General features: G+C 68.7%; 25 protein-coding genes. 12 read left to right on the top strand and 13 right to left on the bottom strand.

The window, feature by feature from the left end:
* Window positions 1-48: 48 nt before the first annotated feature.
* Window positions 49-528, top strand: a complete 480-nt coding sequence (locus tag OHT52_RS14735; protein ID WP_328720603.1) for an NUDIX hydrolase — start codon at window positions 49-51, stop codon at window positions 526-528.
* Between the two features lies 1 nt (window position 529).
* On the opposite strand, the gene OHT52_RS14730 is transcribed toward OHT52_RS14735, so the two are convergent.
* Complete coding sequence (locus OHT52_RS14730; RefSeq protein ID WP_328720602.1) at window positions 530-1,822, bottom strand: globin domain-containing protein; 1,293 nt, start codon at window positions 1,820-1,822, stop codon at window positions 530-532.
* A 321-nt stretch (window positions 1,823-2,143) separates the two neighbouring features.
* Between OHT52_RS14730 and OHT52_RS14725 the strand changes: the two genes are divergently transcribed.
* Window positions 2,144-3,031 (top strand): GNAT family N-acetyltransferase, encoded by an 888-nt coding sequence (locus OHT52_RS14725; protein WP_328720601.1) that lies wholly within the window; start codon window positions 2,144-2,146, stop codon window positions 3,029-3,031.
* A gap of 83 nt (window positions 3,032-3,114) precedes the next feature.
* Here the strand turns inward: OHT52_RS14725 and OHT52_RS14720 are convergent, their stop codons facing one another.
* Window positions 3,115-3,543, bottom strand: a complete 429-nt coding sequence (locus tag OHT52_RS14720) for a GlcG/HbpS family heme-binding protein (protein ID WP_328720600.1) — start codon at window positions 3,541-3,543, stop codon at window positions 3,115-3,117.
* Between the two features lie 70 nt (window positions 3,544-3,613).
* On the bottom strand, window positions 3,614-4,828 hold the full coding sequence (locus OHT52_RS14715) for an MFS transporter (RefSeq protein WP_328720599.1): 1,215 nt from the start codon (window positions 4,826-4,828) through the stop codon (window positions 3,614-3,616).
* Window positions 4,829-4,966: 138 nt separating this feature from the next.
* Between OHT52_RS14715 and OHT52_RS14710 the strand changes: the two genes are divergently transcribed.
* Both OHT52_RS14710 and OHT52_RS14705 read left to right on the top strand, forming a co-directional pair.
* Window positions 4,967-5,425 (top strand): MarR family winged helix-turn-helix transcriptional regulator, encoded by a 459-nt coding sequence (locus OHT52_RS14710; protein ID WP_328720598.1) that lies wholly within the window; start codon window positions 4,967-4,969, stop codon window positions 5,423-5,425.
* 40 nt (window positions 5,426-5,465) lie between these two features.
* Complete coding sequence (locus OHT52_RS14705; RefSeq protein ID WP_328720597.1) at window positions 5,466-5,918, top strand: GNAT family N-acetyltransferase; 453 nt, start codon at window positions 5,466-5,468, stop codon at window positions 5,916-5,918.
* 94 nt (window positions 5,919-6,012) lie between these two features.
* Here OHT52_RS14705 and OHT52_RS14700 read toward each other — a convergent pair whose 3' ends face one another.
* Together OHT52_RS14700 and OHT52_RS14695 are read right to left on the bottom strand one after the other, a co-directional pair.
* Window positions 6,013-7,395, bottom strand: a complete 1,383-nt coding sequence (locus OHT52_RS14700) for a serine hydrolase domain-containing protein (protein WP_328720596.1) — start codon at window positions 7,393-7,395, stop codon at window positions 6,013-6,015.
* Window positions 7,396-7,469: 74 nt separating this feature from the next.
* Window positions 7,470-7,832, bottom strand: coding sequence for a MerR family transcriptional regulator (locus tag OHT52_RS14695; protein WP_328720595.1), 363 nt, complete (start codon window positions 7,830-7,832; stop codon window positions 7,470-7,472).
* A gap of 59 nt (window positions 7,833-7,891) precedes the next feature.
* Here OHT52_RS14695 and OHT52_RS14690 point away from each other — a divergent pair, with 59 nt between their 5' ends.
* Window positions 7,892-8,230, top strand: a complete 339-nt coding sequence (locus OHT52_RS14690; protein WP_328720594.1) for a putative quinol monooxygenase — start codon at window positions 7,892-7,894, stop codon at window positions 8,228-8,230.
* Here the strand turns inward: OHT52_RS14690 and OHT52_RS14685 are convergent.
* Entirely contained in the window at window positions 8,193-8,399 is a 207-nt protein-coding gene (locus OHT52_RS14685; protein WP_328720593.1) for a hypothetical protein, read from the bottom strand. The genes OHT52_RS14690 and OHT52_RS14685 overlap by 38 nt on opposite strands.
* 108 nt (window positions 8,400-8,507) lie before the next feature.
* Window positions 8,508-9,974 carry a replicative DNA helicase gene (gene dnaB, locus OHT52_RS14680; protein WP_328723743.1) on the bottom strand — a complete coding sequence of 489 codons (1,467 nt, stop codon included), beginning with the start codon at window positions 9,972-9,974 and terminating at the stop codon, window positions 8,508-8,510.
* A 476-nt stretch (window positions 9,975-10,450) separates the two neighbouring features.
* On the opposite strand from dnaB, the gene OHT52_RS14675 reads away from it, so the two are divergent.
* Window positions 10,451-11,788 (top strand): MATE family efflux transporter, encoded by a 1,338-nt coding sequence (locus tag OHT52_RS14675; protein WP_328720592.1) that lies wholly within the window; start codon window positions 10,451-10,453, stop codon window positions 11,786-11,788.
* A 167-nt stretch (window positions 11,789-11,955) separates the two neighbouring features.
* Here the strand turns inward: OHT52_RS14675 and rplI are convergent, their stop codons facing one another.
* From rplI to rpsF, 4 genes are all read right to left on the bottom strand, one after another.
* Complete coding sequence (gene rplI, locus OHT52_RS14670; protein WP_266706586.1) at window positions 11,956-12,402, bottom strand: 50S ribosomal protein L9; 447 nt, start codon at window positions 12,400-12,402, stop codon at window positions 11,956-11,958.
* A gap of 18 nt (window positions 12,403-12,420) precedes the next feature.
* Window positions 12,421-12,657: a 30S ribosomal protein S18 gene (gene rpsR / locus OHT52_RS14665; RefSeq protein ID WP_003967857.1), complete on the bottom strand. Its 237-nt coding sequence runs from the start codon at window positions 12,655-12,657 to the stop codon at window positions 12,421-12,423.
* A gap of 44 nt (window positions 12,658-12,701) precedes the next feature.
* Window positions 12,702-13,301 carry a single-stranded DNA-binding protein gene (locus OHT52_RS14660; protein WP_328720591.1) on the bottom strand — a complete coding sequence of 200 codons (600 nt, stop codon included), beginning with the start codon at window positions 13,299-13,301 and terminating at the stop codon, window positions 12,702-12,704.
* 71 nt (window positions 13,302-13,372) lie between these two features.
* Window positions 13,373-13,663: a 30S ribosomal protein S6 gene (gene rpsF, locus OHT52_RS14655; RefSeq protein WP_266706588.1), complete on the bottom strand. Its 291-nt coding sequence runs from the start codon at window positions 13,661-13,663 to the stop codon at window positions 13,373-13,375.
* 276 nt (window positions 13,664-13,939) lie between these two features.
* Here rpsF and OHT52_RS14650 point away from each other — a divergent pair, with 276 nt between their 5' ends.
* The 3 genes from OHT52_RS14650 to OHT52_RS14640 all read left to right on the top strand — a co-directional run bounded on the left by OHT52_RS14650 (window position 13,940) and on the right by OHT52_RS14640 (window position 16,693).
* Window positions 13,940-14,266, top strand: coding sequence for a hypothetical protein (locus tag OHT52_RS14650; protein ID WP_328720590.1), 327 nt, complete (start codon window positions 13,940-13,942; stop codon window positions 14,264-14,266).
* 172 nt (window positions 14,267-14,438) lie between these two features.
* On the top strand, window positions 14,439-15,557 hold the full coding sequence (locus OHT52_RS14645) for a lipid II:glycine glycyltransferase FemX (RefSeq protein ID WP_328720589.1): 1,119 nt from the start codon (window positions 14,439-14,441) through the stop codon (window positions 15,555-15,557).
* 104 nt (window positions 15,558-15,661) lie between these two features.
* Window positions 15,662-16,693 carry an alanine racemase gene (locus OHT52_RS14640; RefSeq protein ID WP_328720588.1) on the top strand — a complete coding sequence of 344 codons (1,032 nt, stop codon included), beginning with the start codon at window positions 15,662-15,664 and terminating at the stop codon, window positions 16,691-16,693.
* Window positions 16,694-16,727: 34 nt separating this feature from the next.
* On the opposite strand, the gene OHT52_RS14635 is transcribed toward OHT52_RS14640, so the two are convergent.
* Window positions 16,728-18,227, bottom strand: a complete 1,500-nt coding sequence (locus tag OHT52_RS14635; RefSeq protein ID WP_328720587.1) for a glycosyltransferase family 87 protein — start codon at window positions 18,225-18,227, stop codon at window positions 16,728-16,730.
* 131 nt (window positions 18,228-18,358) lie between these two features.
* Window positions 18,359-21,112, bottom strand: coding sequence for a transglycosylase domain-containing protein (locus OHT52_RS14630; RefSeq protein WP_328720586.1), 2,754 nt, complete (start codon window positions 21,110-21,112; stop codon window positions 18,359-18,361).
* Between the two features lie 387 nt (window positions 21,113-21,499).
* On the opposite strand from OHT52_RS14630, the gene OHT52_RS14625 reads away from it, so the two are divergent.
* The 3 genes from OHT52_RS14625 (at window position 21,500) to OHT52_RS14615 (ending at window position 24,724) form a co-directional block, all read left to right on the top strand.
* Window positions 21,500-22,183: a PadR family transcriptional regulator gene (locus OHT52_RS14625; protein WP_328720585.1), complete on the top strand. Its 684-nt coding sequence runs from the start codon at window positions 21,500-21,502 to the stop codon at window positions 22,181-22,183.
* Window positions 22,184-22,247: 64 nt separating this feature from the next.
* Window positions 22,248-23,330 carry an inositol-3-phosphate synthase gene (locus OHT52_RS14620; protein ID WP_328720584.1) on the top strand — a complete coding sequence of 361 codons (1,083 nt, stop codon included), beginning with the start codon at window positions 22,248-22,250 and terminating at the stop codon, window positions 23,328-23,330.
* Between the two features lie 122 nt (window positions 23,331-23,452).
* Window positions 23,453-24,724, top strand: a complete 1,272-nt coding sequence (locus tag OHT52_RS14615) for an MFS transporter (protein WP_328720583.1) — start codon at window positions 23,453-23,455, stop codon at window positions 24,722-24,724.
* Window positions 24,725-24,834 lie beyond the last annotated feature (110 nt).

Below are 24,834 nucleotides of genomic sequence, written 5' to 3'. Positions count from 1 at the left end.
ACGGCCGCCGGGAGTTTCGGAAGGGTGCCGACGGGCCACTCTCTTGCCATGACCGAACGCCCTGTGGTCAAGCGCACCGCACGCGCCATCCTGCTCGACGGCGACCGACTCGTCCTGATCAAGCGGACCAAGCCGGGGGTGGACCCCTACTGGGTGACACCAGGCGGCGGGGTCGAACCCGAGGACGCGACCGTCGTCGACGCCCTGCACCGGGAGATCGACGAGGAGTTGGGAGCCAAGATCGTCGACGTGGTGCCCTGCTTCGTCGACACCGTCGAACACATCGCGGAAGGCGGGTCGGCGGGGGTGAAGGTCCAGCATTTCTTCGTCTGCCGGCTGGCGTCGATGGACCTCTCCAAACGCCACGGCCCCGAGATCGAGGCTCCCTGCGGGGAGTACGAGATCGTCCGGATCCCCTTCAGCCGGGTCGGGATCGCCGCCGTCCACCTCGTCCCGCTCTCCCTCCGCCACTACCTGGACGGCAACATCGAAGGCGTACGGGCCATGCACGCTCCCGACCTGGGTTGATTCAGGCCGGGTCGGTCCGTACCGGCTCCTCGACGGTGTCGTGGTGGATGCGCCCCGCCGGGACGCCCACGTCCCGCAGGGCGCGCACGCCCCTGCGGATCATGCCGGGCGGTCCCGCGAGATAGGCGTCCCGTCCGTCCCACGGTCCCGTCTCCCGTACCGCCTGCGGGATCTCCCCGGTCCGGCCCCGGGTCGGACCGCCAGCGACCACCGGGTGCACGGCGAGCCAGGGGTACGTCCGCTGAAGTCGCAGCATGGCGTCGAGGTCGTAGAGGTCGCGCTCGCTGCGGGCCCCGCAGAAGACGTCGACGCGCCGGCGGTCGCCGTGTTCGGCGACATCCTCGACCAGCGCCCTGATGGGCGCCATGCCCGTGCCGCCACCGAGGCAGAGCAGCCCGGTGTGGCTGGTGTGGTCGACCGTCATCGCCCCCTCCGGGGCGCCGAGCCTCAGCACGTCGCCGGGTCCCGCCCGGTGCACCAGGGCCTGGGAGACCCAGCCGGCCGGGACCGCTCTGACGTGAAAGGTGAGCAGACCGTCGGGGCGCGGCGCGGAGGCGAAGGAGTACTGCCGCCAGACACGCGGCCACCAGGGTGTCTCCACCGCCGTGTACTGCCCGGCGAGAAAGGGGTAGGCACGGTCCGGCCGCACGGTGATCACCGCGATGTCCGGAGTTCTCCGCTCGTGCGTGACCACCTCGGCCTGCCACCAGGCCGGGGTCCGCGCCTCCTCCTCGGCCGCCGCGTCGATCATGATCTGCGAGATGGTCGTGTAGGCGCGGACCCAGGCGGCCTCGCTCTCGCTGTCCCAGGTGAGTGGCGCGTGGCGGCGCACCGCGGCCAACAAAGCTTCTCCGAGAGCGGGGTAGTGCGTGGGGTGCGTGCCGTACCGGCGATGTCCCCTCCCCAGAGCCGACAGGTGAGCGGTCAGCGCCACCCGGTCGTCGAAGCGGTCGGCCGCGGTCAGCAGTGCGTGGAAGAGCCGTTCACGTTGTACGTCCATGGCTGCCGGAAACATCTCGCGCAGTTCGGGACTGCCCAGGAAGAGCACCGCGTAGAAGTGCGCCGTGGCCCGGTCGGCGCGCGGGCCGATCTCCGCCAGATTCCGTCGGATCAGTACCGCGTCGGCCGACGGTTCGCCGTCCTGCGGAGGGGCGGCCGGTTCACCGTCCTGCGGAGGGCCCGGCCGGGGGAAACCGGCGGGTTGTGGGATGGCGGCCCGCGCCGCACGGCGCGGGCGGGGTGGTGGGGGCGGCTGCGGAGATCCGGCAGCCGGACCACTGGTCGGAGCGTCCATGACTGTGCCTCGCCTCGAACTGTCTCTCGGTCGACTGAATGGCCCGACACTGTTCGCGGCTCCCCGGCTCGTAGTCTGCCGGATTCTTCGCCCCAACGGACACCTAACGGGCATACCGGCACGCCCCGACACCGCACCCCGGTGGCGTTTCACGTGAAACACGCCCTACGGCTAGCCCGGCGCAGCGCCGACGCCGCACCTCGCACCTCGATCCGACGCGCGGACGGAAGGCGAGCCGCCCGGGACAGGCGCGGAAAACCTTGGCGAAGGAAGGGACAAACGGGTGGACGGGCCGCCTCACGGTCGGACAGCCTGGCTTCCATGCCCAGCATCCGGCACGCCCTGCCCGACAACCTGCCCATCCGGCTTCTCACCCGGGACGACTTGGTCGCCTGTGCCGATCTCAGCGAGGACCGGGGATGGCCCCGGGACGAACACCGGTGGGGCCTGCTCCTCGCGGCGGGTACGGGCTACGGCATCGACGATCCCACCGGCAAGGGGCTGGCGGCCGCCTGTGTGGTGACCTCCTACGGACCCACTCACGCCGCGCTCGGCATGATGCTGGTCGCGGAGCGGTTCGCACGACAGGGCGCGGGCCGCCGTCTGCTCGTCCATGTTCTGGCCGCACACGGGGACACACCCATGACCCTCTTCGCGACGGATCAGGGCCGTCCTCTCTACGAGAAGCTGGGCTTCGCCGTCGTGGGGAGCGTGGAGAGGCTGGTCGGACGTTTCCTGGAGGACGTGCGGGCGGAGGCCGAAGGAGCGGACGACGCGTCCGCGACGACGCGTCGGGCGACGGCCCGGGATCTGCCGGCGGTCATGGCGCTCGACGCCCCGGTCTTCGGCGGCGAGCGGACGCAGGTGCTCGCCCGGTTGCCCGCTTTCTCGGATCACTTCCGGGTAGCCGAGCGGGCGGGCGAGCTGGTGGGATTCGCAGCGCTCTGGCCCAGCGACGGGAGCCACGTGGTCGGGCCGCTCATCGCCCTGGACACGGAGACCGCGAAGGCGCTGGTGGCCTCGCTCGCCTCCGTCACGGAACTCACCCTGCGGGTGGAAGTCGACGCCCGGCACACCGAGCTGCGGCGCTGGCTCGCCGAGCACGGCCTGACATCCGTGTCCAGCACGGCGCTGATGGCCAAGGGGTGCCCGGATGTGCCCGGCGACTGGAGTCGTAGATTCGCCCCGCTGACCGTCGCGACGGGCTGACGGGGCGGCCGCTCCCTCGCGGCTGCCGGGTCAACGGGACGCTCCGCGACCGGACCCGGCCGCGGAGCGTCGGGAGAAAGACGTCAGACCAGCGAGGCCACGGCGCCGGTGGCGAATCCGTGGTCCTGCTGGGGAGCACCGCCACCGACACCCACGGCGCCGATCAGCTGACCGTCGCGGTGCACCGGCACTCCGCCCGCGATGAAGAGCAGCGGACGGTCGAGCGCGGTCGTCAACGAGTGGAAGATCCCGCCGGGCTGGACCGCCTCCACGAGGTCGGCCGTGGGGGAGTTCAGCTGCAGGGCGGTGTAGGCCTTACGGGTGCTGGTCTCGCCCGCGATGAGGACGGCGCGGTCGTCCCGGCGGAAGGCGAGCAGGTGCCCACCGGCGTCGAGCACGGTGACGGCGGCTGCGACGCCGGCCGCCTCGGCGGCGGTACGGGCTGCCTCGATCAGAGCCTCCGCGTCCTCGATGGTGAGCGGCGCGACGGCGGTGCGGGTGGTGGTGCTCAAGGTGTTCTCCTGGGTGTTGCGTGATGCGGTGCGAGGTACGGGCCGTCGTGGGGACGGCCCGGGGGGAAAGTCAGGACTGGGCCGTCGCCGGCACGGCTGCCGGTTCGGGGACGTGGGTGGCGGCGATCCGGCTGTCCCGCGCCTGGTGGCGCTCCAGCAGGCTGGAGACCACCGCGAGGATCAGAGCGGCTCCCGCGAGTGCGGCACCGACCCAGTTGGGCGCGGTGTAGCTGAAACCGGCCGCGATCACGATGCCGCCGAGCCAGGCGGAGAGCGCGTTGCCCAGGTTGAAGGCGCCGATATTAACGGCGGAGGCCAGTGTCGGAGCACCCGACGCCTGGTCCAGCACCCTCTTCTGCAGGGGCGGCACGGTGGCGAACCCCAGGGCGCCGATGAGGACGATGGTGACGGCCGCGGCGATCTTGTTGTGCGCGGTCACGGTGAACAGGGCCAGGACGACGGCGAGTGAGCCGAGCGTGACGAAGAGCATCGGCATCAGATGCCGGTCCGCGAACTTCCCGCCCAGCAGGTTGCCGCCCACCATGCCGACTCCGAAGAGAACCAGCAGCCAGGTGACCGAGGACGGCGCGAAACCGGCGATCCCGGTCATCATCGGAGTGATGTAGGTGATCGCGGCGAAGACGCCCCCGAAGCCCAGCACCGTCATGGCCATGGCGAGCAGGACCTGAACGTTCCGGAAGGCCGCCAGCTCATGACGGAGTCGTACGCCTTCGGGACGGGGCTGTTCCGGCACGAGCTTCGCCACGCCGAGCAGGCCGATCACTCCGAGGCCGGCGACGACGAAGAACGTGACCCGCCATCCGGCGGTCTGGCCGATGTACGTGCCCAGCGGAACGCCGACCACGTTGGCGACGGTGAGACCGGTGAACATCATGGCGATGGCGCCGGCCTTCTTCTGCGGGGCCACCAGGTCGGCCGCGACGACCGATCCGATACCGAAGAACGCTCCGTGGGCGAGCGAGGCGATCACTCGTCCGACGATCATGACGCCGAACACGGGGGCCAGGGCGGACACGACGTTACCGATGATGAAGAGGCCCATCAGCAGCATCAGCATGCGCTTGCGACTGATCTTGGTACCCAGCAGCGTCATGAGCGGGGCGCCCGCGACCACACCGAGCGCGTACCCCGTGACCAGGAAGCCCGCGGCCGGGATGGACACCTGGAAGTCCGCGGCCACCTCGGGGAGCAACCCCATGATCACGAACTCGGTGGTCCCGATTCCGAAAGCCCCGATGGCGAGGGCGAGGAGCGCTAGCGGCATGGGTTCACCTCTTCTGAAGATTGCGTCTGCGCCTTACAGGCGTCCACAATAATTGCAGACGCTGGTTAATTGCAAGCGCGGGCTATTGCACGCGTCCCCTATCCTGGAGGCAAGCAGCTCCCGCACGGAGGAGAGACGATGACCGCCACGGACCCCGCCCTGACCGCCCTTTCCCAAGGCTGGTGCGCTCTTTCCCTGCTGCACGGAAAGATCGAGGCGCACATCGAGCGGGCTCTGCAGGCCGGTCACGACCTCAGCGTCCGCGAGTACTCCCTGCTGGACGTACTGAGCCGACAGCACCAGGGACCCGGCGGCCATCTCCAGATGAAGCAGGTGGCCGACGCGGTGGTGCTGAGCCAGAGCGCCACCACTCGCCTGGTGACCCGCCTGGAGGACAGGGGGCTGCTCACCCGGTACCTCTGCGACACGGACCGCCGGGGCATCTACACCGACGTGACCGAAGCGGGCATCGCCCTGCTCACGGAGGCCCGGCCCACCAACGACACCGCGCTGCGGGCCGCTCTCGACGAGGCGGCCGAGCATCCCGAACTGACGCCGCTGGTCAGGGCGGTCGAGGGGCTCAAGGTCCCCGCGTAGGCAGTGTTCGTCGGGACGGCCGCTGCATAGGGTGTTGATCATGAAGGAACTGCTGATACGGCCCGCGACCCTGGCCGACATCCCGACCATCGTCGCGCTGCTCGCCGACGACCCATTGGGCGCACAACGCGAGTCTCCCGACGACCTCTCACCGTACGAGAAGGCGTTCCACCGGCTCGCGGGCGATGCGAATCAGCACCTGATGGTCGCCGTGCGCGGCGACCGGGTGGTGGGGACCGCCCAACTCACCATCGTCCCCGGCCTGTCGCGGCGTGGCGCCACCCGTTCCGTCATCGAGGGGGTCCGGGTGCACAGCGAGGAGCGCGGCAATGGTCTCGGAACGCGGCTGATCCAGTGGGCCGTTGACGAGTCCCGTCGCCAGGAGTGCCAGTTGGTCCAGCTGACCTCCGACGCGTCCCGGACGGACGCTCACCGGTTCTACGAGCGCCTGGGCTTCACCCCGAGCCACGTGGGCTTCAAGCTCGCGCTCTGAACCAACGTCCATGGTCCTCCCGGTCCGGTTCGGCGTTTCACGTGAAACGCCGAACCGGACCGGGAGGACCGGATACGGAGACCGGATGCGGCTCTCAGCGAGCCAGCCCTCGCCAGCCCTCCGGGTCGACACCGCCGGGGATGGCCGCCACCGGGTCGTAGGGCTCACGGGTGAAGACGAAGGATCCCAGGTCCAGATGGGCCACCGACCCGTCGTCGTTCCGTACGATCCGCAACCGCTCCCCCGCGTGGTATCCGCTGAGACCGGTCCAGCCGCCGTCCTGCTCCGCCCGGAACGTCGCCCCCCGGCCGGTCCCCGCCAGCGGGGCCAGCTCCAGACCGCGGTCGTCGAGCAGCTTCACCACGTACCGCTGGGTGCCCCAGTACCAGGGTCCCGTCAGGGCCAGCAGGTCCTGGTCGACCTCGGGCAGCGGGCGCCAGGGCTCCGGGATGCGGGGTTCCGCCTCCGCGACGATCCGTACGAGGTCCTGGGCCACCTCGGTGATCGGGGGACCCGACGTCGCGTTGGTGAGCACCACGGCCGCCACGTCGTCCTCCGCGCACACCCAGAGGCAGGCCAGGAACCCGGGCAGCGAGCCGGAATGCCCGAACAGAGTGCGCCCGCCCCTGCGGACGACCTGGAGCCCGAGACCGTACGTACCCTCCCAGTCGCCGCTTTCGAGCGGCACGGAGGGGGCCCGCATCTCCTGGACCGAGGCAGCGCTCAGCACCCTGTCGTCCCCCTCGGCGAGGAAGCCCGCGAAGGTGAGGAGATCCCCGACGGTCGACCAGAGCTGCCCGGCAGGAGCCATCAGCCCCAGATCGTGGCTCGGCTCGGGCAACATCACATCCGCCCAGGGGTGCACTGCCCAGCCTCCCGCGTGCGGAGCCCGGGGCTCCACGCTCGTACGGCGCATCCCCAACGGCTCCAGGATCTCGCGCTGCAGGACCGCCTCCCAGGAGTCACCCCGTACGGCCTCGACGAGGGAACCGAGCACGGTGTAACCGGGGTTCGAGTAGTGGTGACGGAGGCCGGCCGGGTGCCGGAAGGGCTGCTCGCCCAGGACAGCGGCCAGGTCCGGGCGAGTCTCTCCGGGCGTCCGTTCCCACCACGGGGACGGTGTCTCGGCGGTGAGGCCCGCACCGTGGCCGAGAAGCTGGCGGATGCTCACCCCTCCGACTCCGGAGCCGGGCAGGTGCTTCTCCACCTGCTCGTCCAGGTCGAGCAGCCCCTCGTCCCTCAGCCGGAGGACCAGGACGGCGGTGAAGGTCTTGGTGATCGAGCCGATCCTGTACTGGGTGTCGCTGTCGGGTTCATGTCCGTCGACACCGCTGCGCCCCCCGCTCCAGCCGATCCGCCCGTCCCGGAGCACTCCGGCCACCATGGAGGGGGTGCGCCCGTCCCGCTGAGCGGTGGCGGTGCGGTGCAGCAGGGCCCGGCGGGTAGCCGGCAGCAGTTCTTCGTTCCACGACGTCATGGAACGAAGAATGGTCGAGACGAGCACCGCCCCGCGAATCCATTCCGTGCCGGGGCGTTCAGGCCCCGGCACCGTCATGGGGCGGACGAACCCTCGTGGGCCTGAGTGGCGGTGATGAGCCCGGTCAGCGAGGTGCGCGCCTGCGACAGCGCGGAGATCCGGTCGTCCAGACCCCCCAGGTGGTCCTGAAGAGCCTCCAACTTGCAGCCGTCGACCGTGCCGTCAGCGTCGACGCACGGCAGCAGGTCCCGGATGACCCGGGTCGGCAGGCCGGCGTCCAGGAACGAGCGAATGCGGCGGACCTCGACCGGGGCGCCGTCCTCGTAGCGGCGGTGGCCGCTCGCGAGGCGATGAGACTCCAGGAGGCCCTGCTCCTCGTAGTAACGCAGCAGCCTGACGGAGGTGCCCGTCGCCTCGGACAGCTCACCGATCTTCATGTGGCGCTCCTCACAACCCCTTGAACCTCACACGGATGAGAGATCCTAGTCTCGCCGCCATGACCACCACGACGAACACGGCTCGCCCCATCGCCCTCTACGGCTTCCTCCGGCCCCGGCCGGAGCGCGCGGACGAGGTCCGGCGCCTCCTCCTCTCCTTCGTGGCGCCCACCAGGCAGGAGCCCGGCAACCTGCAGTACCACCTGCACGAGCACGAGGACGGCCGCATCTTCCTGTACGAGGTCTGGCGCTCCCAGGAAGACCTCGACCGCCACAACGCGACGCCCCCGCTGCGCGCCTTCCTGGAGAACCTGTCGACCTACCTGGACGGGCCCTCGGACGGCTTCTTCGACACCATGATCAGTCCGTACCCGGAAGGCGGACCGGCAGCCGTGTGAACGGGCCGCGACCGGCCCGGACCAGCGACCCGTGCCGTCTGCGGCAGGCCCGGCCTCCGACGGCCTGCGGCCAGAAACTCCAGCCGTAGAGACCGCCGCCCGTGCGCACCGCGGACGTCGCGACCCGGACCGCTCCGTGCAGGACCGCCAGCAGATCATCGTCGGTCATTTCCCCGTCGGCAGACCTGAGCCTCGCGGTCCAGCGATCTGCCGGCTCCTCCAACTCGGTGGAGTGGCGTCGGCCGGCTGCGGCCACTCTCGTCGTCCGGAGCGGGGATCAGGTCTGCGCCATGTCCACGAAGCGGGAGTAGTGGCCCTGGAACGCCACCGTGATCGTCGCGGTCGGACCGTTACGGTGCTTGGCGACGATCAGGTCCGCTTCGCCGGCGCGAGGGGACTCCTTCTCGTACGCGTCCTCGCGGTGCAGCAGGATCACCATGTCGGCGTCCTGCTCGATGGAGCCGGACTCACGGAGGTCGGAGACCATCGGCTTCTTGTCCGTACGCTGCTCGGGACCTCGGTTCAGCTGCGAGAGCGCGATCACCGGCAGCTCCAGCTCCTTGGCGAGGAGCTTCAGGTTTCGGGACATGTCCGAGACCTCCTGCTGACGGCTCTCGGCACGCTTCGAACCACCGGACTGCATCAGCTGCAGGTAGTCGATGACCACCAGCTTCAGGTCGTTGCGCTGCTTCAGACGACGGCACTTCGCCCGGATCTCCATCATGGAGAGGTTGGGCGAGTCGTCGATGTACAGCGGGGCCGCCGAGACGTCCGGCATCCGCCGGGCCAGTCGCGTCCAGTCCTCGTCCGTCATCGTGCCCGAGCGCATGTGGTGCAGCGCTACGCGCGCCTCCGCCGAGAGCAGACGCATCGCGATCTCGTTCCGCCCCATTTCCAGGGAGAAGATCACGCTCGGAAGGTTGCCCTTGATCGAGCATGCCCGTGCGAAGTCCAACGCCAAGGTCGACTTACCCATGGCGGGGCGGGCTGCGATGACGATCATCTGGCCGGGGTGCAGGCCGTTGGTCAGTGCGTCGAGGTCGGTGAATCCGGTGGGGACACCGGTCATCTCCCCGCTGCGGGAGCCGATCGCCTCGATCTCGTCGAGCGCCCCCTCCATGATGTCGCCGAGCGGCAGGTAGTCCTCGCTGGTGCGCTGCTCGGTGACGGCGTAGATCTCGGCCTGGGCGGAGTTGACGATCTCGTCGACGTCTCCGTCGGCCGCGTAGCCCATCTGCGTGATCTTCGTACCCGCTTCGACCAGACGGCGCAGCACGGCACGCTCATGGACGATCTCGGCGTAGTACGAGGCGTTCGCCGCGGTCGGCACCGACTGGACGAGGGTGTGGAGGTACGGCGCGCCACCGACCTTGGTGATCTCGCCGCGCCGGACCAGCTCGGCGGCGACCGTGATCGGGTCGGCGGGCTCGCCCTTGGCGTAGAGATCGAGAATCGCCGTGTAGACGGTCTCGTGGGCGGGGCGGTAGAAGTCGTGCCCCTTGATGACCTCCACGACCTCCGCGATGGCGTCCTTGGAGAGCAGCATGCCGCCGAGCACCGACTGCTCGGCGTCCAGGTCCTGCGGAGGAACCCGCTCGAATCCCGGAGAACCGCCGTCCCAGCCGTTGTCACGGTCCCGGTCGTGCTGGTCGTCCCGGCCACCGCGGTCACCGCGGTCACCGCGGCGCTGACGGGAGACAGGCAGACGGTCGCTGGGACCGACGTCGGCCCAGGGCTCGTCCAAAGGCTCCGGAATGCTCACCGGGCCACCTCCTCCCGTCCGCTTCGCGGACCTAGCCATGCCACTCTTTCTTACGGCACAGCACCGACAAACAGGACACCCGACTCCGCTTCCTGAGCTTCGACTTCAGCTCGTTTCGAGGGACGGCCGGAGTACGGGCGACGGTCCACGGTAGGCCGCTCCGCACCGTCAGCCAATCCGGTTATCCACAGGGCATGTGGACGACGGACCAGATGCTGTGGAGAAGTCCGCCGATCCTGTGCACGGACCGGGGGACAGCACTGTGGACAAACTCATAGCATCGGCATACACACTCCCCTGACCTGGTGTTTTTCCATCCACCGACTGTGGGGGAGAAAAACTTTCCCGCTCCGCCCGAGATCACCGCGAGCGGCGCGTGGTCCCGCGCGCAGACCCTTCGAAAGTAAGGATCGCAAAGGGCTTGCGTGTATTACCTGTGGAAGATTGGATTGGCTCTTATGACCAAGGCCCCCGCGACACCGGCATCAGGCCGCCGACGCCACGACCGAGAGATCGTCGCACTCGCCGTGCCCGCCTTCGGCGCACTCGTGGCCGAACCCCTCTTCCTCATGGTCGACAGCGCGATCGTGGGTCACCTCGGCACCCGGCAACTGGCTGGACTCGGGGTGTCCGCCGCCCTCCTCTCGACCGCCGTCAGCGTCTTCGTCTTTCTCGCGTACGCCACCACCGCTGCCGTTGCCCGCCGCCTCGGAGCGGGTGATCTCGCCTCCGCGATCAGGCAGGGCATGGACGGCATCTGGCTCGCTCTCCTCCTCGGTGCCCTGGTGGTTGCCGCCGTCCTTCCGACCGCCCCATGGATCGTGGACATCTTCGGCGCCTCCGGGACGGCGGCCCCCTACGCGACCACCTATCTCCGCATCTCGACTCTCGGGATACCGGCCATGCTGGTCGTACTGGCGGCGACCGGAGTTCTGCGCGGACTCCAGGACACCCGCACTCCGCTGTACGTCGCCATCGGCGGCTTCTCCGCCAATGCGATCCTCAACGCGGTCCTGGTCTACGGCGTCGGGCTGGGCATCGCAGGGTCGGCCTGGGGCACCGTGATCGCGCAGGTGGCCATGGCGGTGGCCTACCTGATCGTGGTCGTCCGGGGCGCCCGACGGCACAAGGCGTCTCTCCGCCCCGACGCGGCAGGCATCCGCGCGAGCGCTCGGGCCGGAGTTCCGCTACTGATCCGTACCCTTTCCCTGCGCGCGGTCCTGGTCATCGCCACCGCCGTTGCCGCCCGGCTCGGAGACGTGGACATCGCGGCGCATCAGATCGTCCTCTCGCTCTGGACTCTCACAGCCTTCGCCCTGGACGCCATCGCCATCGCCGGCCAGGCGATCATCGGACGCTATCTCGGCGCCGGCGACGCCAAGGGCGCGCGTGAGGCGTGCCGTCGAATGGTGGAGTGGGGCCTCGCCGCAGGGGTGCTGCTCGGCGCGCTCATCGTGCTCGCCCGGCCCCTCTTCATCCCGCTGTTCACCAGCGACTCGTCGGTACGGGACACACTGCTGCCCGCGCTGCTGGTGGTGGCAGTCTCCCAGCCGATCGCCGGCGTCGTCTTCATCTTGGACGGGGTGCTCATGGGCGCAGGGGACGGGCGCTATCTGGCTCTGGCGATGCTCGTCACCTTGGCCGTTTTCGCCCCCGTCGCCCTGCTGATCCCCACCCTCGGCGGCGAGCTCACCGCACTCTGGTGGGCCATGGACCTGATGATGACCGTGCGGCTCATCACCCTCTGGCTACGCGCCCGCTCAGGGCGATGGCTGGTCACCGGTGCCACCCGCTGATCCCGGGCGGAAGACGCAGAAAGCTCCGAGCACACGCGCGAAATGCCATGTTTCACGTGAAACGACAGCAGTTCTCGCAGAAGCCCGCGTTTCACGTGAAACGCGAAACGACGAAGGGCCGTACCCCGCGGGGTACGGCCCTTCACCTAACTCGTACGAGCACTGCCTCAGGCAGCGACGACCTCGACGCCGAGCTGCGCCGCAACCTCAGGGTGCAGGCGCACGGACACCTGGTGTCCGCCAAGCGTCTTGATCGGCGAACCGAACTCGACGCGACGCTTGTCGACCTCCGGGCCACCGGCAGCCTTGATCGCCGAAGCGACGTCGGCCGGGGTGACGGAGCCGAAGAGGCGGCCGGCGTCGCCGGAGCGAACAGCCAGACGAACCTTCACGGACTCGAGCTTGGCCTTGATCTCGTTGGCCTGCTCGATCGTCGCGATCTCGTGGATCTTGCGGGCGCGGCGGATCTGGGCCACGTCCTTCTCGCCACCCTTGGTCCAGCGAATGGCAAAGCCACGCGGGACCAGGTAGTTGCGAGCGTATCCGTCCTTGACGTCGACGACGTCGCCGGCGGCACCGAGGCCAGTGACCTCGTGGGTGAGGATGATCTTCATGTCTGCGTCACCCTTCCCTTATCGCGCGGTGGACGTGTAGGGCAGCAGCGCCATCTCACGGCTGTTCTTGACTGCCGTGGCGACGTCACGCTGGTGCTGAGTGCAGTTGCCCGTAACGCGGCGGGCACGGATCTTGCCGCGGTCGGAAATGAACTTCCGCAGCATGTTCGTGTCCTTGTAGTCCACGTACTGGGTCTTGTCCTTGCAGAACGCGCAGACCTTCTTCTTAGGCTTGCGCACAGGCGGCTTCGCCATGGTGTTTCTCCTGTGTGATCAAGAAGTGGGGGTACGAGCCGGACCTAGAAAGGGGGCTCGTCCGAGTAGCCGCCGCCGCTGGAACCGCCGGAGCTTCCGCCCCAGCCGCCCTGGCCCCCGCCCTGCTGGCCGCCGGAGGGTGCGCCGGTTGCCCACGGGTCAGCGCCGGGAGCGCCGCCGCCGCCCTGCTGGCCACCGCCACCGGGACCGCCGCCCCAGTTGCCGCCGCCCTGCTGGCCGCCGCCGCCGTATCCACCCTGGCCGCCCTGGCCACCGCGACCAGCGGTCTTGGTGACCTTGGCCGTGGCGCTCTTCAAGCTGGGGCCGACTTCGTCGACATCCAGCTCGTAGACCGTGCGCTTGACACCCTCACGGTCCTCGTAGGACCGCTGCTTCAGCCGGCCCTGCACAATGACGCGCATGCCTCGCTGAAGCGACTCCGCGACGTTCTCCGCCGCCTGACGCCAGACCGAGCAGGTGAGGAACAGGCCTTCGCCGTCCTTCCACTCGTTGGTCTGCCGGTCGAAGATGCGGGGTGTGGACGCGACACGGAACTTCGCGACCGCCGCACCGGAAGAGGTGAACTTCAGCTCGGGGTCGTCGACGAGATTGCCGACGACCGTGATGACGGTCTCGCCTGCCATGGATGAACCTCTCGGCGGGGATTGCTTACTGCTGGCTGCTACTCGAACCCGATGACCGCTGAGCTAGATGCTCAGTGGGTCTCGGGACGGAGGACCTTGGTCCGGAGGACCGACTCGTTCAGGTTCATCTGGCGGTCGAGCTCCTTGACGACCGCAGGCTCGGCCTGCAGGTCGAGGACCGAGTAGATGCCCTCGGGCTTCTTCTTGATCTCGTAAGCGAGCCGACGACGGCCCCAGGTGTCGACCTTCTCAACCTTTCCGTTGCCCTCACGGACGACGGAGAGGAAGTTCTCGATCAGGGGAGAGACAGCGCGCTCTTCCAGATCGGGGTCGAGGATGACCATCACTTCGTAGTGACGCATGTGGAACCCACCTCCTTTGGACTCAGCGGCCACGGTCGTTCCGTGGCAGGAGGGTCGTGATGCGTACGCATCGGTGTCCGTCGGGCGGAACAACGAGCTCGGCAGGCGCCTCAGGGAGAGGGCCGCCGGGCAGGCTCAAGGCAGACACCGGTGCAGACCGTACAGACTACCTGCCATGAACCCCCGGGTTGAAATCCTGGGCCAAGGATGCGCAATCTGTACATATCGGATGTGAGCGGCGTCTCAGCGCGCCGCCCCTTCGGCAGGAGGCACTTCATGGCCCAGGTAGCGCACACCCGCCCGCGGAACCGCCCCACCGGTTCCCTCTTCGCCACGGACGGCAGGCCCCATCCGCTCCAGGACATCCTGATGGTGGTGACCGGGGTCCTCGGCGTCCTCGCCTTCGTGACCGCCATGTTCCACAACCTGCACCTGCTCAGCTCGTGGGCCGGGCTCATGGGCATCCTGACCGGCGGCTACGGGATGTGGGTGTCCAGGACCACCTGGGAGCGGTTCGCCCTGATCATGGGGCTGGGCTCCGCCGCGGTGGGCTTCTACCTCGGAATGGCCCACGGAGGCCTCTTCGGCAGCGTGATCAGCTGACCCACCACGTCCCGTCCGGGCCCCGGCGGCAGCTCCGCCGGGGCCCGCGGGCCACCGGCTCGCAGCCAAGTGCCGTACGGGCCAGAACGGGCGCTCCCCGCTCACAGTAGGCTTCGGCGCGAGAGCCGGAGCCCCTGACCGATGGGGACACACCTGCCGAGGAGCGCCCCGCATGAGCCTGACCCTGAGGACCATCAGCCGCGAGCAGCATCTGGCGTACATCCAGAGTCTGCCCGCGGCCAGTCACTGCCAGGTCCCGGCGTGGGCTGACGTGAAGACGGAGTGGCGGTCGGAGAGCCTCGGCTGGTTCGACAACAACGGTCAGATCGTCGGCGCCGGACTGGTGCTGTACCGACAGCTCCCGAAGATCAAGCGGTACCTCGCCTATCTCCCCGAGGGCCCGGTCATCAACTGGTACGCGCCCAACCTGGACGAATGGCTCCAGCCGATGCTCGCCCACCTCAAGCAGCAGGGCGCCTTCTCGGTGAAGATGGGCCCGCCGGTCGTCATCCGGCGCTGGGACTCCACGGCGATCAAGGCCGGCATCCAGGACCCGGACGTGAAGCGCCTGCGGGACGTGGAGGCGACGGTCATCGAACCGCGGGCCTTCGAGGTCGCCGACCGGCTGCGCAAGATGGGCTGGCAGCAGGGCGAGGACGGCGGCGCCGGTTTCGGTGACGTGCAGCCCCGCTTCGTCTTCCAGGTACCTCTCGCGAACCGCTCCCTCGAGGACGTCCTCAAGGGCTTCAACCAGCTCTGGCGCCGCAACATCAAGAAGGCGGACAAGGCCGGTGTCGAGGTCGTCCAGGGCGGCTACGAGGACCTCGCCGAGTGGCAGCGGCTGTACGAGATCACGGCCGTGCGCGACCACTTCCGCCCGCGCCCCCTCTCGTACTTCCAGCGCATGTGGTCCGTCCTCAACTCCGAGGACCCCAACCGCATGCGGCTGTACTTCGCCCGCCACAACGGGGTCAACCTCTCCGCCGCGACCATGCTGGTCGTCGGCGGACACGTCTGGTACTCCTACGGCGCGTCCGACAACATCGGCCGCGAGGTCCGGCCTTCCAACGCCATGCAGTGGCGCATGCTGCGCGACTCGTACGCGATGGGCGCGACCGTCTACGACCTGCGAGGCATCAGCGACTCCCTGGACGAGACCGACCACCTCTTCGGCCTGATCCAGTTCAAGGTCGGTACGGGCGGGGAAGCCGTCGAGTACGTCGGCGAGTGGGACTTCCCGCTCAACAAGCTCCTGCACAAGGCACTCGACATCTACATGTCGCGCCGCTGACGCCGCCGGGCCCGGCGAACGACCGGGCCCGTCCGCACCGTTGACATCTCCGTACGCTCTGCGATCTCAGACACCGCAGCCACCAGAAAGGTTCCGGGCCGGCCATGGCGCTCTCCCTCTACGTCGACACCGCGCGCTGGCGGGCGCACCAGAAGTCCGTGATCGATCAGTTCCCGGGACTCGTGCCGGTCTGCAAGGGCAACGGTTACGGCTTCGGGCACGAGCGTCTGGCCGACGAGGCCATCCGCTTCGGCTCGGACATGCTGGCGGTGGGGACGACGTACGAGGCCGCACGGATCAAGGACTGGTTCAGCGGCGACCTGCTCGTCCTCACGCCGTTCCGGCGGGGCGAGGAGCCGGTTCCGCTGCCCGACCGCGTGATCCGCTCGGTCTCCTCCGTCGACGGGGTGCACGGTCTCGTCGGCGCCCGGGTCGTCATCGAGTGCATGAGCTCGATGAAGCGCCACGGGGTCAAGGAGGAGGAGCTCGGACAGCTCCACGCCGCCATAGAGGACGTACGTCTCGAAGGCTTCGCACTGCACCTCCCGCTGGACCGCACCGACGGTTCGGACGCGGTGGAAGAGGTCATCGGCTGGATGGACCGGCTGCGCAACGCCCGGCTGCCCCTGCACACCATGTTCGTCAGCCACCTCAAGGCGGCGGAACTGGCCCGGCTGCAGCAGCAGTTCCCGCAGACCCGCTTCCGTGCCCGCATCGGCACCCGGCTCTGGCTCGGCGACCACGAGGCCACCGAGTACCGGGGCGCCGTGCTGGACGTGACGCCGGTCGTCAAGGGCGACCGGTTCGGCTACCGGCAGGGCAAGGCGGCGTCGGACGGCTGGCTGGTGGTCGTCGCCGGCGGTACGTCGCACGGGGTCGGACTGGAAGCGCCCAAGGCACTGCACGGCGTGATGCCGCGCGCCAAGGGCGTCGCCCGGGCGGGGCTGGCCACGGTCAACCGCAACCTGTCGCCGTTCGTCTGGTCGGGCAAGCAGCGCTGGTTCGCCGAGCCGCCGCACATGCAGGTGTCGATCCTGTTCGTGCCGTCGGACGCCCAGGAGCCCCGGGTCGGCGACGAACTCGTCGCGCACCTGCGGCACACCACCACGCAGTTCGACCGCATCGTCGAGCGCTGAGAAGAACCCCGGACGTCTGTCGCGGCGGGGCCGGTCAGTCGCCGGCCCCGCCGCCGCGCACCGGTTCCCAGTCGGCCGGCTCGCCCCAGAACGCCTCGTCCTCGAACTCCCGGGCGCCCATGGGCGCCAGCACGAACACGTCCGGCGCTCCGTCGAGCACGCCGCCCGAGGGATCGTCCGTGCCGTCCTGGCGCACGACGTCCCGGTCCGGCAGCACGATGTCCCGCACGACCAGGGCGACGAGGTAGAGGGTGCCCAGCAGGTGCAGGACGATGGCGAGCTGGTAGCCGTCCTGCGGCAGCCCCTGGTGCTTGTCGCCGCTGCTCGTGTACGCGAGGTACATCCAGATGCCGAGGAAGTACAGCACCTCGCACGCCTGCCAGATCAGGAAGTCACGCCAGCGCGGACGCGCCAGCGCGGCGAGCGGAATCAGCCAGAGCACGTACTGCGGCGAGTAGACCTTGTTCGTCAGGACGAAGGCCGCCACCACGAGGAACGCGAGCTGGGCGAACCTCGGCCTGCGCCGCCCGACCAGTGCCAGGGACGCGATGCCGAGGCAGCAGAGCCCCATCAGCACCACCGAGGCCACGTTCACGACGGAGGGTTCGATCGGGCGTCCGACGCGCTGCGTGATGATCAGCCAGAACGACCCGAAATCGATGCCGCGTTCCCGGCTGAACGAGTAGAACTTGTTCCACCCGTCGAAGGCGTACAGCATCACCGGCAGGTTCACCACCAGCCAGGCGACCGCGGCCGAGAAGGCGGCGACGAGGAACGGCCGCCACTTCCCCGCGCGCCAGCAGAGCACCAGGAGCGGTCCGAGCAGCAGAGCGGGATACAGCTTCGCCGCCGTCGCCAGCCCGATCAGGACGCCGAACGCGACCGCCCTCCCACGCGACCACATCAGCATCGCCGCGGCGGTCAGGGCGACGGCCAGCAGGTCCCAGTTGATCGTGGCGGTGAGCGCGAAGGCGGGCGCCAGGGCGACCAGCAGCCCGTCCCAGGGGCGGCGGCGGTGGGTGCGCGCGACGCACACGACCGCCACCACCGCGCAGATCATCAGCAGGCCGGCGTTGACGAGCCAGTACATCTGCTCGCGCTGCTGCATCGGGTCGCTGTCCGGAGTGAGCGTGAGCCAAGAGGCGACCTGCATGAACAACCCGGTCAGGACCGGGTATTCGAGGTACTGCATGTCGCCGCCGAGCCGGTCGAAGTACGGCAGCAGCCCGTCCGCGAAGCCCCGCCCGACGAAGAGGTGAGGGATGTCGGAGTAGCAGGCATGGGTGTACTGCGAGCTGGTGCCTCTGAACCACGCCCAGTCGTAACAGGGGAGCTTCTGCACCATGCCGAGCGCGAACATCCCGATCGCCACCAGGGCGACCACCCGCACGGCCGTCAGCGCTCCGCCGCCGAACCGTGCGAACCGGCCCGCCGGCCCGCCGATCAACTCGGCACCGGCAGCGGCGATCTCGTCCCGCCGGGTGGGTGCGACGGCCTGCTCCTGGTCCTCGCTGGTCTCTTCTGCGCTTGGCATGCGCCACATCCTGCCGTACCGGGCTGTGCGGGGTGCGGGGGACCGCCGGACACGGCGGAGGGCCGCCCGCACCTGGCTGGGTGCGGACGGCCCTCGTACACGGCCCGGTGCGGGCCCGACAGCGGTTTCGGCTATCCGCCGCCTCCGCCCGTGGTGATGAAGCCGTTGGAGCCGTTGGAACTGTTGCCGTTGCCGTTGCCATTGCCGGTGGAGCTGGAGTCCGTGCCCTCGGTATCGCTGCCGTCCGTCGTACCGGCGGTGTCGCTGCCGTCGGTCGTACCGGTCGTGTCGGTGCCGCTGTCCGTCCCCGTGCCGGTCGCCGCTTCCGGGGCGCAGGTGTTCCAGCCCCAGGTGGTGCAGGTGTCGCTGGGCGAGGGGGTGGGCGACATGGTCGACGGCGTCGGCTCCACCGTCGGCTTCTCGGACGGCGTGGGCGACGCGCTGCTGGGGGTCGGCGAAGGGGTCGGGCTGGGGCTCGCGCCGCCTCCGTAGACCTTCTCACCGATGGGCTCGGGCTTGGGGAAGTCCACGACCTTCGTGCCCTTCACCGCGCCGACCATGTAGTCGTGCCAGATCTGCGCCGGGAACGACGCACCGTGGATCTTGTCCTCGCCGGCGGTGCCGAACATGCTCTCGAACTCGCGGTCCTTGTGCTTCTCGTTGTCGTCCAGCCGGAACATGCTGACGGCGGTGGAGATCTGTGGGGTGTAGCCCACGAACCAGGCCGACATGTTCTCGTCCGTGGTACCCGTCTTACCCGCCACGGACCTGCCGGGAAGCTGCGCGGAAGTACCGGTGCCGTGCTCGACGACGTTCTTCAGCACGTCGGTGACGTTGTCGGCGATGGCGGAGTCGAAGGCGGTCCTGGTCTTCTTCGCGTGCTGGTAGACGACCTCGCCCTCCTGCTTGACCTCGGTGACCGAGTAGGGATCGTTCTGCCTGCCGCTGGTGGCGAACGTGGCGTACGCGCCGGCCATGCGGATCGCGCTGGGCGAGGAGGTGCCGATGGAGAACGACGGAAATTCGTCGTCGGCCATGTAGTTGTCGTCGCGCAGGCCCGCCGCGATGGCGGCTTCCTTCACCTTGTCCGTACCGACGTCCATACCGAGCTGGACGAAGGGCGAGTTGATCGATTCCTGCATGGCGTACCGCAGGTCCACATCACCGTAGGAGGTGTGGTCGTCGTTGGTCTGGAGCCACTGCTCGCCCTTCTTGTTCTCCCAGGGCGTGCCCGTGTAGTCGTTGATCTTCAACTCGTTGTCGCCGTTGTAGATGCTCTTGGGCGAGACCGGGGTGCGCTCGGACTCGCTCTGCTGCTCGCCCAGGTCCGGGTCCCGCTTGCCGTACTCCATGGCGGCCGTCAGCACGAACGGCTTGAACGTGGAGCCGACCTGCGCGCCCGTGGCGTCGGCGTTGTTGGTGTAGTGCTTGGTGGCGTCCTGCCCGCCGTAGATGGCGAGGATGGCACCGGTGGCCGTGTCGACCGAGGCGCCGCCGAACTGGACGTGGGTGTCCTTCGTCGGACGCTTCTTGGGGTCGATCCTCTCGTCGTAGACCCGCTTCACCGCGGTGTTGAGCTGCTGGACCTTCTTCTTGTCGAAGGTCGTGTGGATCTCGAAGCCGCCCTGCGCGAGGATGTCGGCGTCGATGTTCGCCTTGTTGTTGGCGAGGAAGTACTTCTTGGCCAGGTCCACCAGGTAACCGGTCTGCCCGCTGAGCTGAGCGCTCTTCTTCGGCTCCACCGGCATCGGGAACTTCGTGTACTTGGCCCGCTCCGCCGCGTCGAGGTGGCCGTCCTTGACCTCCTCGTCGAGGATCCAGTTCCAGCGCTTCGTGGCACGGTCCAGGTTCTTGTCGGCGGTCGCCTCCACCGGGTCCACGTCGGGGGACCCGGCCGGGTCGTAGTAGCTGGCGCCCTTGAGCAGGGTGGCCAGGAAGGCGCACTCGCTCGGGTTCAGCTCGGTGGCGTCCTTGTCGTAGTACGTACGTGCCGCGGCCTGGAGGCCGGAGGCGCCCCGTCCGTAGTAGGAGACGTTGAGGTACCCCTTCATCACCTCTTCCTTCTTCATCTTGCTGCCCACCTTCAGCGTGATGAAGAGCTCCTTGAACTTACGGGTGACCGTCTGCTCCTGGGTGAGCATCGAGTTCTTCACGAACTGCTGCGTGATCGTCGACCCGCCCTGGGTCTCGCCGCCCTTGGCCATGTTGAACAGGGCGCGCGCGATACCCATCGGGTCGATGCCGTGGTCCGTCTCGAACGACTTGTTCTCCGCCGAGATCACCGCGTAGCGCATGGCCGAGGGGATCTGCGCGTAGCTGATCTCCTGCCGGTTCACCTCGCCACCGGTCGCGACCATCTGCGAGCCGTCGGCCCAGTAGTAGACGTTGTTCTGCGCCCTGGCCGCGGCGCTGACCTTGGGGGTCTGCACCAGTGCGTACGAGACCCCCGCGATACCCATGAGGAGTCCGAGGAAGCTCAGGCAGAGGCCGGAGACCAGCTTCCACGACGGAACCCAGCGCCGGAAGCCGTACTTGCCGTGGCGCGGGTAGTCGATGATCCGCTTCTTGCCCGGCCGCCCGTCTCCCCGGCCCCGGCCGGGTCCCTCGGAGCCCCCGCCTCGACGTCGGCCACCTCCTCCGCCGCCGCCCGGGCCCCCGGAGCCGGGCCCCTCGGCTCCACGCCGCCGGCCGCCGCGCTGGGCGGCACGACGCGCTTCGGCGCGGCCACCTGGCGGCCGTTCTTCGGGATACGAGCCTGAAGGTGACTCATTCGTCACCCTCTGTGATGATTCCGTGCGGCGTCCTGCTGACTGCGGCGCGGCTCGTCGGGCCGCGGCACGCCCCCCGTCTTGCGGTTGAGGCGTTTTACGACGGTGCTCGCTCATCGAACGACTACTCCTCGGGCAGGCGAGAGCGCCTGGAAGCGGCAGGTGAGATCCGGTCCCCCCGAATTGCGGACAGGCCCTGCGGAAGGCTCACCCGCAGTACATCCGGCAGTCCGCGAAGACTGACGCACGAAGGCGCCTCGCGGTTCCCGGTGATCTGCATGCCGGACAGACTACGCACGGTCAAAACCCATCTAGGGCCGAACTTCACCCCAAATGACGCAAGTCGCTTGCTACGAATTAGTGATGTGACGCCGTTCACGAAGGCAGCCCTTGTCGAACCCTGCGGACCGATCTATCGTGCTGATGTATCGAGTCGATACATCAGGGCGGCATAAGCAAGCCGCTCGAACATCACGGGACCACCCGGCAGCGGAGGAGGCGAAGATGAGCAGACGCTCCGGCATCCTCGAGTTCGCTGTCCTCGGACTGCTCCGTGAGTCCCCGATGCACGGCTATGAGCTGCGCAAACGCCTCAACACCTCGCTGGGCATCTTCCGTGCCTTCAGCTACGGCACCCTCTATCCCTGCCTCAAGACGCTGGTCGCCAGTGGCTGGTTGATCGAGGAGCCGAGCACCGCCCCGGCCGATCTCCCGACGCCCGCTTCTTCACTCGCGGGGCGCAGGGCGAAGATCGTGTACCGGTTGACGGCGGAGGGCAAGGAGCACTTCGAGGAGCTGCTCTCGCACACCGGACCGGACGCCTGGGAGGACGAGCACTTCGCCGCTCGCTTCGCCTTCTTCGGCCAGACCGAACGCGATGTGCGGATGCGCGTCCTGGAAGGCCGCCGCAGCAGGCTGGAAGAGCGCCTGGAGAAGATGAGCGCCTCTCTCGCCCGCACCCGTGAACGACTCGACGACTACACACTTGAGCTGCAGCGACACGGCATGGAGTCCGTGGAGCGCGAAGTGCGCTGGCTGAACGAGCTCATCGAGAGCGAGCGCTCGGGACGGGACCGGCGACGGTCCGCACCCGAGGGCTCCCCTCAGCAGGACACAGCAGAGGAAACGGGCGGCCTGCCCCGGCGCCGGGCTGACACCCCGCCGGATCCGTCCGATGACACCGCCTGACGGAGTCCCCGCACATCGCGGGAGCCTTCGTCGGGACCACCATTACACACAGGGAGCAACCGGAATGGGTTCGGTTCGCGTAGCCATCGTCGGCGTGGGCAACTGCGCCGCCTCACTGGTGCAGGGCGTCGAGTTCTACAAGGACGCCGATCCGGCCGGCAAGGTGCCCGGTCTGATGCATGTCCAGTTCGGCGAATACCACGTCGGTGACGTCGAGTTCGTCGCTGCCTTCGACGTCGACGCGAAGAAGGTCGGCCTCGACCTCGCGGACGCCATCGGTGCCAGCGAGAACAACACCATCAAGATCGCGGACGTGCCCACCACCGGCATCACCGTCCAGCGCGGCCACACCCACGACGGTCTGGGCAAGTACTACCGCCAGACGATCGAGGAGTCCGCCGAGGCCCCCGTGGACATCGTCCAGGTCCTCAAGGACAAGCAGGTCGACGTTCTCGTCTGCTACCTCCCCGTCGGTTCCGAGGTCGCGGCGAAGTTCTACGCCCAGTGCGCCATCGACGCCAAGGTCGCGTTCGTCAACGCCCTCCCGGTCTTCATCGCCGGCACCAAGGAGTGGGCGGACAAGTTCACCGAGGCCGGTGTCCCGATCGTCGGCGACGACATCAAGTCGCAGGTCGGCGCTACCATCACGCACCGCGTGATGGCCAAGCTCTTCGAGGACCGGGGCGTCGTCCTGGACCGCACGATGCAGCTGAACGTCGGCGGCAACATGGACTTCAAGAACATGCTCGAGCGTGAGCGCCTGGAGTCCAAGAAGATCTCGAAGACGCAGGCCGTCACCTCGCAGATCCGTGACCGCGAGCTCGGTGCCGACAACGTCCACATCGGTCCTTCGGACTACGTGGCGTGGCTGGACGACCGCAAGTGGGCGTACGTCCGCCTCGAAGGCCGCGCCTTCGGTGACGTCCCGCTGAACCTGGAGTACAAGCTCGAGGTGTGGGACTCCCCGAACTCGGCCGGTGTCATCATCGACGCCGTCCGTGCCGCGAAGATCGCGCTGGACCGGGGCATCGGTGGCCCGATCCTCTCCGCTTCCTCGTACTTCATGAAGTCCCCGCCGGTCCAGTACTTCGACGACGAGGCTCGCGAGAACGTCGAGAAGTTCATCGCCGGCGAGGTCGAGCGCTGATCCGGCCGAACGGCTGACAGCGTCGCCGTGAGCGGGTGCGGCAACGCCTCCTCACACGCCTGACGTCCAAGGTCCCCGAGCCGCGCGCTCGGGGACCTTCGGCGTATGTGACCCTTGCTCACATGGCTGTCGCGCGTGATCTGCGCATACTCCTGCGCCTTCGGAACTTCCGTCGCCTCCTCGCCGTGCGGCTCCTCTCCCAGGCGGCGGACGGCGTGTACCAGGTCGCGCTGGCCGCGCACGTCGTCTTCTCGCCCGAGAAGCAAGCGTCGGCCGGCGCCATCGCCTCGGCCATGGCGGTCCTACTCCTTCCCTACTCCCTGGTCGGGCCGTTCGCCGGCGTACTGCTCGACCGCTGGCCGCGCCGCCAGATCTTCCTCCACGGGAACCTGCTCAGAGCCGCCCTCGCCTGCTGTACCGCGCTGCTCATCCTCGGCTCGGTGCCCGACTGGCTCTTCTACGCGTCGGCGCTCTGCGTCACGGCGGTCAACCGCTTCGTCCTCGCCGGGCTCTCCGCCGCCCTGCCACGCGTCGTCGACGCCGACCGGCTCGTACTCGCCAACTCGCTCTCCCCGACCGCTGGAACACTGGCGGCCACGGCCGGCGGCGGACTTGCCTTCGCCGTCCGCCTGGTGGCCGACGGCTCCGACGCCGCGGTGGTCCTGCTGGGCGCTCTGCTCTATCTGTTCTCGGCCCTGGTCTCCCTGACCCTGCCCCCGAAGCTGCTGGGACCCGACACCCGGGAGAGCGTGTTGCGCCTGCGCGCGGCGATGGGCGTCACCGCACGAGGGCTCGTCGCGGGCATGCGACATCTGGTGGACCGCAAGGACGCGGGCCGTGCGCTGATGGCCATGACGGTTCTCCGCTTCTGTTACGGGGCTCTGACGGTCATGGTGCTCATGCTCTGCCGCTACACCTGGTCGGACGACGAGTCCGAGGGGCTGGCGCTGCTCGGGCTTGCGCTGGGCATCTCCGGGGCGGGATTCTTCGTCGCCGCGGTCGTGACGCCCTGGGCCGTGGGCCGGTTCGGCCGATACGGATGGATCGTCACCTGCGCGGGGGCCGCAGCCGTCCTGGAACCCGCCCTGGGCCTGTCCTTCACTCTCGCGCCGATGATGGTCGCGGCGTTCGTGCTGGGCATGGCCACTCAGGGCTCCAAGATCGCGACGGACACGGTGGTACAGACGTCGGTGGCCGACGCGTACCGAGGGCGTGTCTTCTCCCTCTACGACGTCCTCTTCAATGTGGCGTTCGTGAGCGCGGCAGGTGTCTCCGCGCTCGTACTGCCGTCGGACGGCAGGTCCGTCTTCGTGGTCACCGGAGTAGCGGTGCTGTACGCGGTCGTCGCCGTGACGATGTTCCGGTGGCGGCACACCGCCACCACCGCTCCCTGACCCCGCGCGTCGAACTCTCGTTTCACGTGAAACATCACTGTCCGTGGCCCGTCCGACACCACTCGTCGCGGTGGTGTTTCACGTGAAACACCACCGCGGAAGCGGCCACG

The organism is Streptomyces sp. NBC_00247 (genome assembly GCF_036188265.1).
Classification (GTDB): domain Bacteria; phylum Actinomycetota; class Actinomycetes; order Streptomycetales; family Streptomycetaceae; genus Streptomyces.
Note: the sequence above shows the minus strand (reverse complement) of the source record. Positions and strands in the feature narration are given on the sequence as shown.

What these genes read in the sequence shown, in the direction of transcription:
- rpsR (WP_003967857.1), bottom strand. Translation starts at nt 12,657, where the DNA reads ATGGCGAAGCCGCCTGTGCGCAAGCCTAAGAAGAAGGTCTGCGCGTTC.
- OHT52_RS14620 (WP_328720584.1), top strand. Translation starts at nt 22,248, where the DNA reads ATGGGTTCGGTTCGCGTAGCCATCGTCGGCGTGGGCAACTGCGCCGCC.
- OHT52_RS14710 (WP_328720598.1), top strand. Translation starts at nt 4,967, where the DNA reads ATGACCGCCACGGACCCCGCCCTGACCGCCCTTTCCCAAGGCTGGTGC.
- OHT52_RS14705 (WP_328720597.1), top strand. Translation starts at nt 5,466, where the DNA reads ATGAAGGAACTGCTGATACGGCCCGCGACCCTGGCCGACATCCCGACC.
- OHT52_RS14625 (WP_328720585.1), top strand. Translation starts at nt 21,500, where the DNA reads ATGAGCAGACGCTCCGGCATCCTCGAGTTCGCTGTCCTCGGACTGCTC.
- OHT52_RS14675 (WP_328720592.1), top strand. Translation starts at nt 10,451, where the DNA reads ATGACCAAGGCCCCCGCGACACCGGCATCAGGCCGCCGACGCCACGAC.
- OHT52_RS14685 (WP_328720593.1), bottom strand. Translation starts at nt 8,399, where the DNA reads ATGACCGACGATGATCTGCTGGCGGTCCTGCACGGAGCGGTCCGGGTC.
- OHT52_RS14730 (WP_328720602.1), bottom strand. Translation starts at nt 1,822, where the DNA reads ATGGACGCTCCGACCAGTGGTCCGGCTGCCGGATCTCCGCAGCCGCCC.
- OHT52_RS14695 (WP_328720595.1), bottom strand. Translation starts at nt 7,832, where the DNA reads ATGAAGATCGGTGAGCTGTCCGAGGCGACGGGCACCTCCGTCAGGCTG.
- rplI (WP_266706586.1), bottom strand. Translation starts at nt 12,402, where the DNA reads ATGAAGATCATCCTCACCCACGAGGTCACTGGCCTCGGTGCCGCCGGC.
- OHT52_RS14640 (WP_328720588.1), top strand. Translation starts at nt 15,662, where the DNA reads ATGGCGCTCTCCCTCTACGTCGACACCGCGCGCTGGCGGGCGCACCAG.
- OHT52_RS14725 (WP_328720601.1), top strand. Translation starts at nt 2,144, where the DNA reads ATGCCCAGCATCCGGCACGCCCTGCCCGACAACCTGCCCATCCGGCTT.
- OHT52_RS14700 (WP_328720596.1), bottom strand. Translation starts at nt 7,395, where the DNA reads ATGACGTCGTGGAACGAAGAACTGCTGCCGGCTACCCGCCGGGCCCTG.
- OHT52_RS14635 (WP_328720587.1), bottom strand. Translation starts at nt 18,227, where the DNA reads ATGCCAAGCGCAGAAGAGACCAGCGAGGACCAGGAGCAGGCCGTCGCA.
- OHT52_RS14715 (WP_328720599.1), bottom strand. Translation starts at nt 4,828, where the DNA reads ATGCCGCTAGCGCTCCTCGCCCTCGCCATCGGGGCTTTCGGAATCGGG.
- OHT52_RS14690 (WP_328720594.1), top strand. Translation starts at nt 7,892, where the DNA reads ATGACCACCACGACGAACACGGCTCGCCCCATCGCCCTCTACGGCTTC.
- OHT52_RS14660 (WP_328720591.1), bottom strand. Translation starts at nt 13,301, where the DNA reads ATGGCAGGCGAGACCGTCATCACGGTCGTCGGCAATCTCGTCGACGAC.
- OHT52_RS14735 (WP_328720603.1), top strand. Translation starts at nt 49, where the DNA reads ATGACCGAACGCCCTGTGGTCAAGCGCACCGCACGCGCCATCCTGCTC.
- rpsF (WP_266706588.1), bottom strand. Translation starts at nt 13,663, where the DNA reads ATGCGTCACTACGAAGTGATGGTCATCCTCGACCCCGATCTGGAAGAG.
- OHT52_RS14650 (WP_328720590.1), top strand. Translation starts at nt 13,940, where the DNA reads ATGGCCCAGGTAGCGCACACCCGCCCGCGGAACCGCCCCACCGGTTCC.
- OHT52_RS14615 (WP_328720583.1), top strand. Translation starts at nt 23,453, where the DNA reads ATGGCTGTCGCGCGTGATCTGCGCATACTCCTGCGCCTTCGGAACTTC.
- OHT52_RS14645 (WP_328720589.1), top strand. Translation starts at nt 14,439, where the DNA reads ATGAGCCTGACCCTGAGGACCATCAGCCGCGAGCAGCATCTGGCGTAC.
- OHT52_RS14630 (WP_328720586.1), bottom strand. Translation starts at nt 21,112, where the DNA reads ATGAGCGAGCACCGTCGTAAAACGCCTCAACCGCAAGACGGGGGGCGT.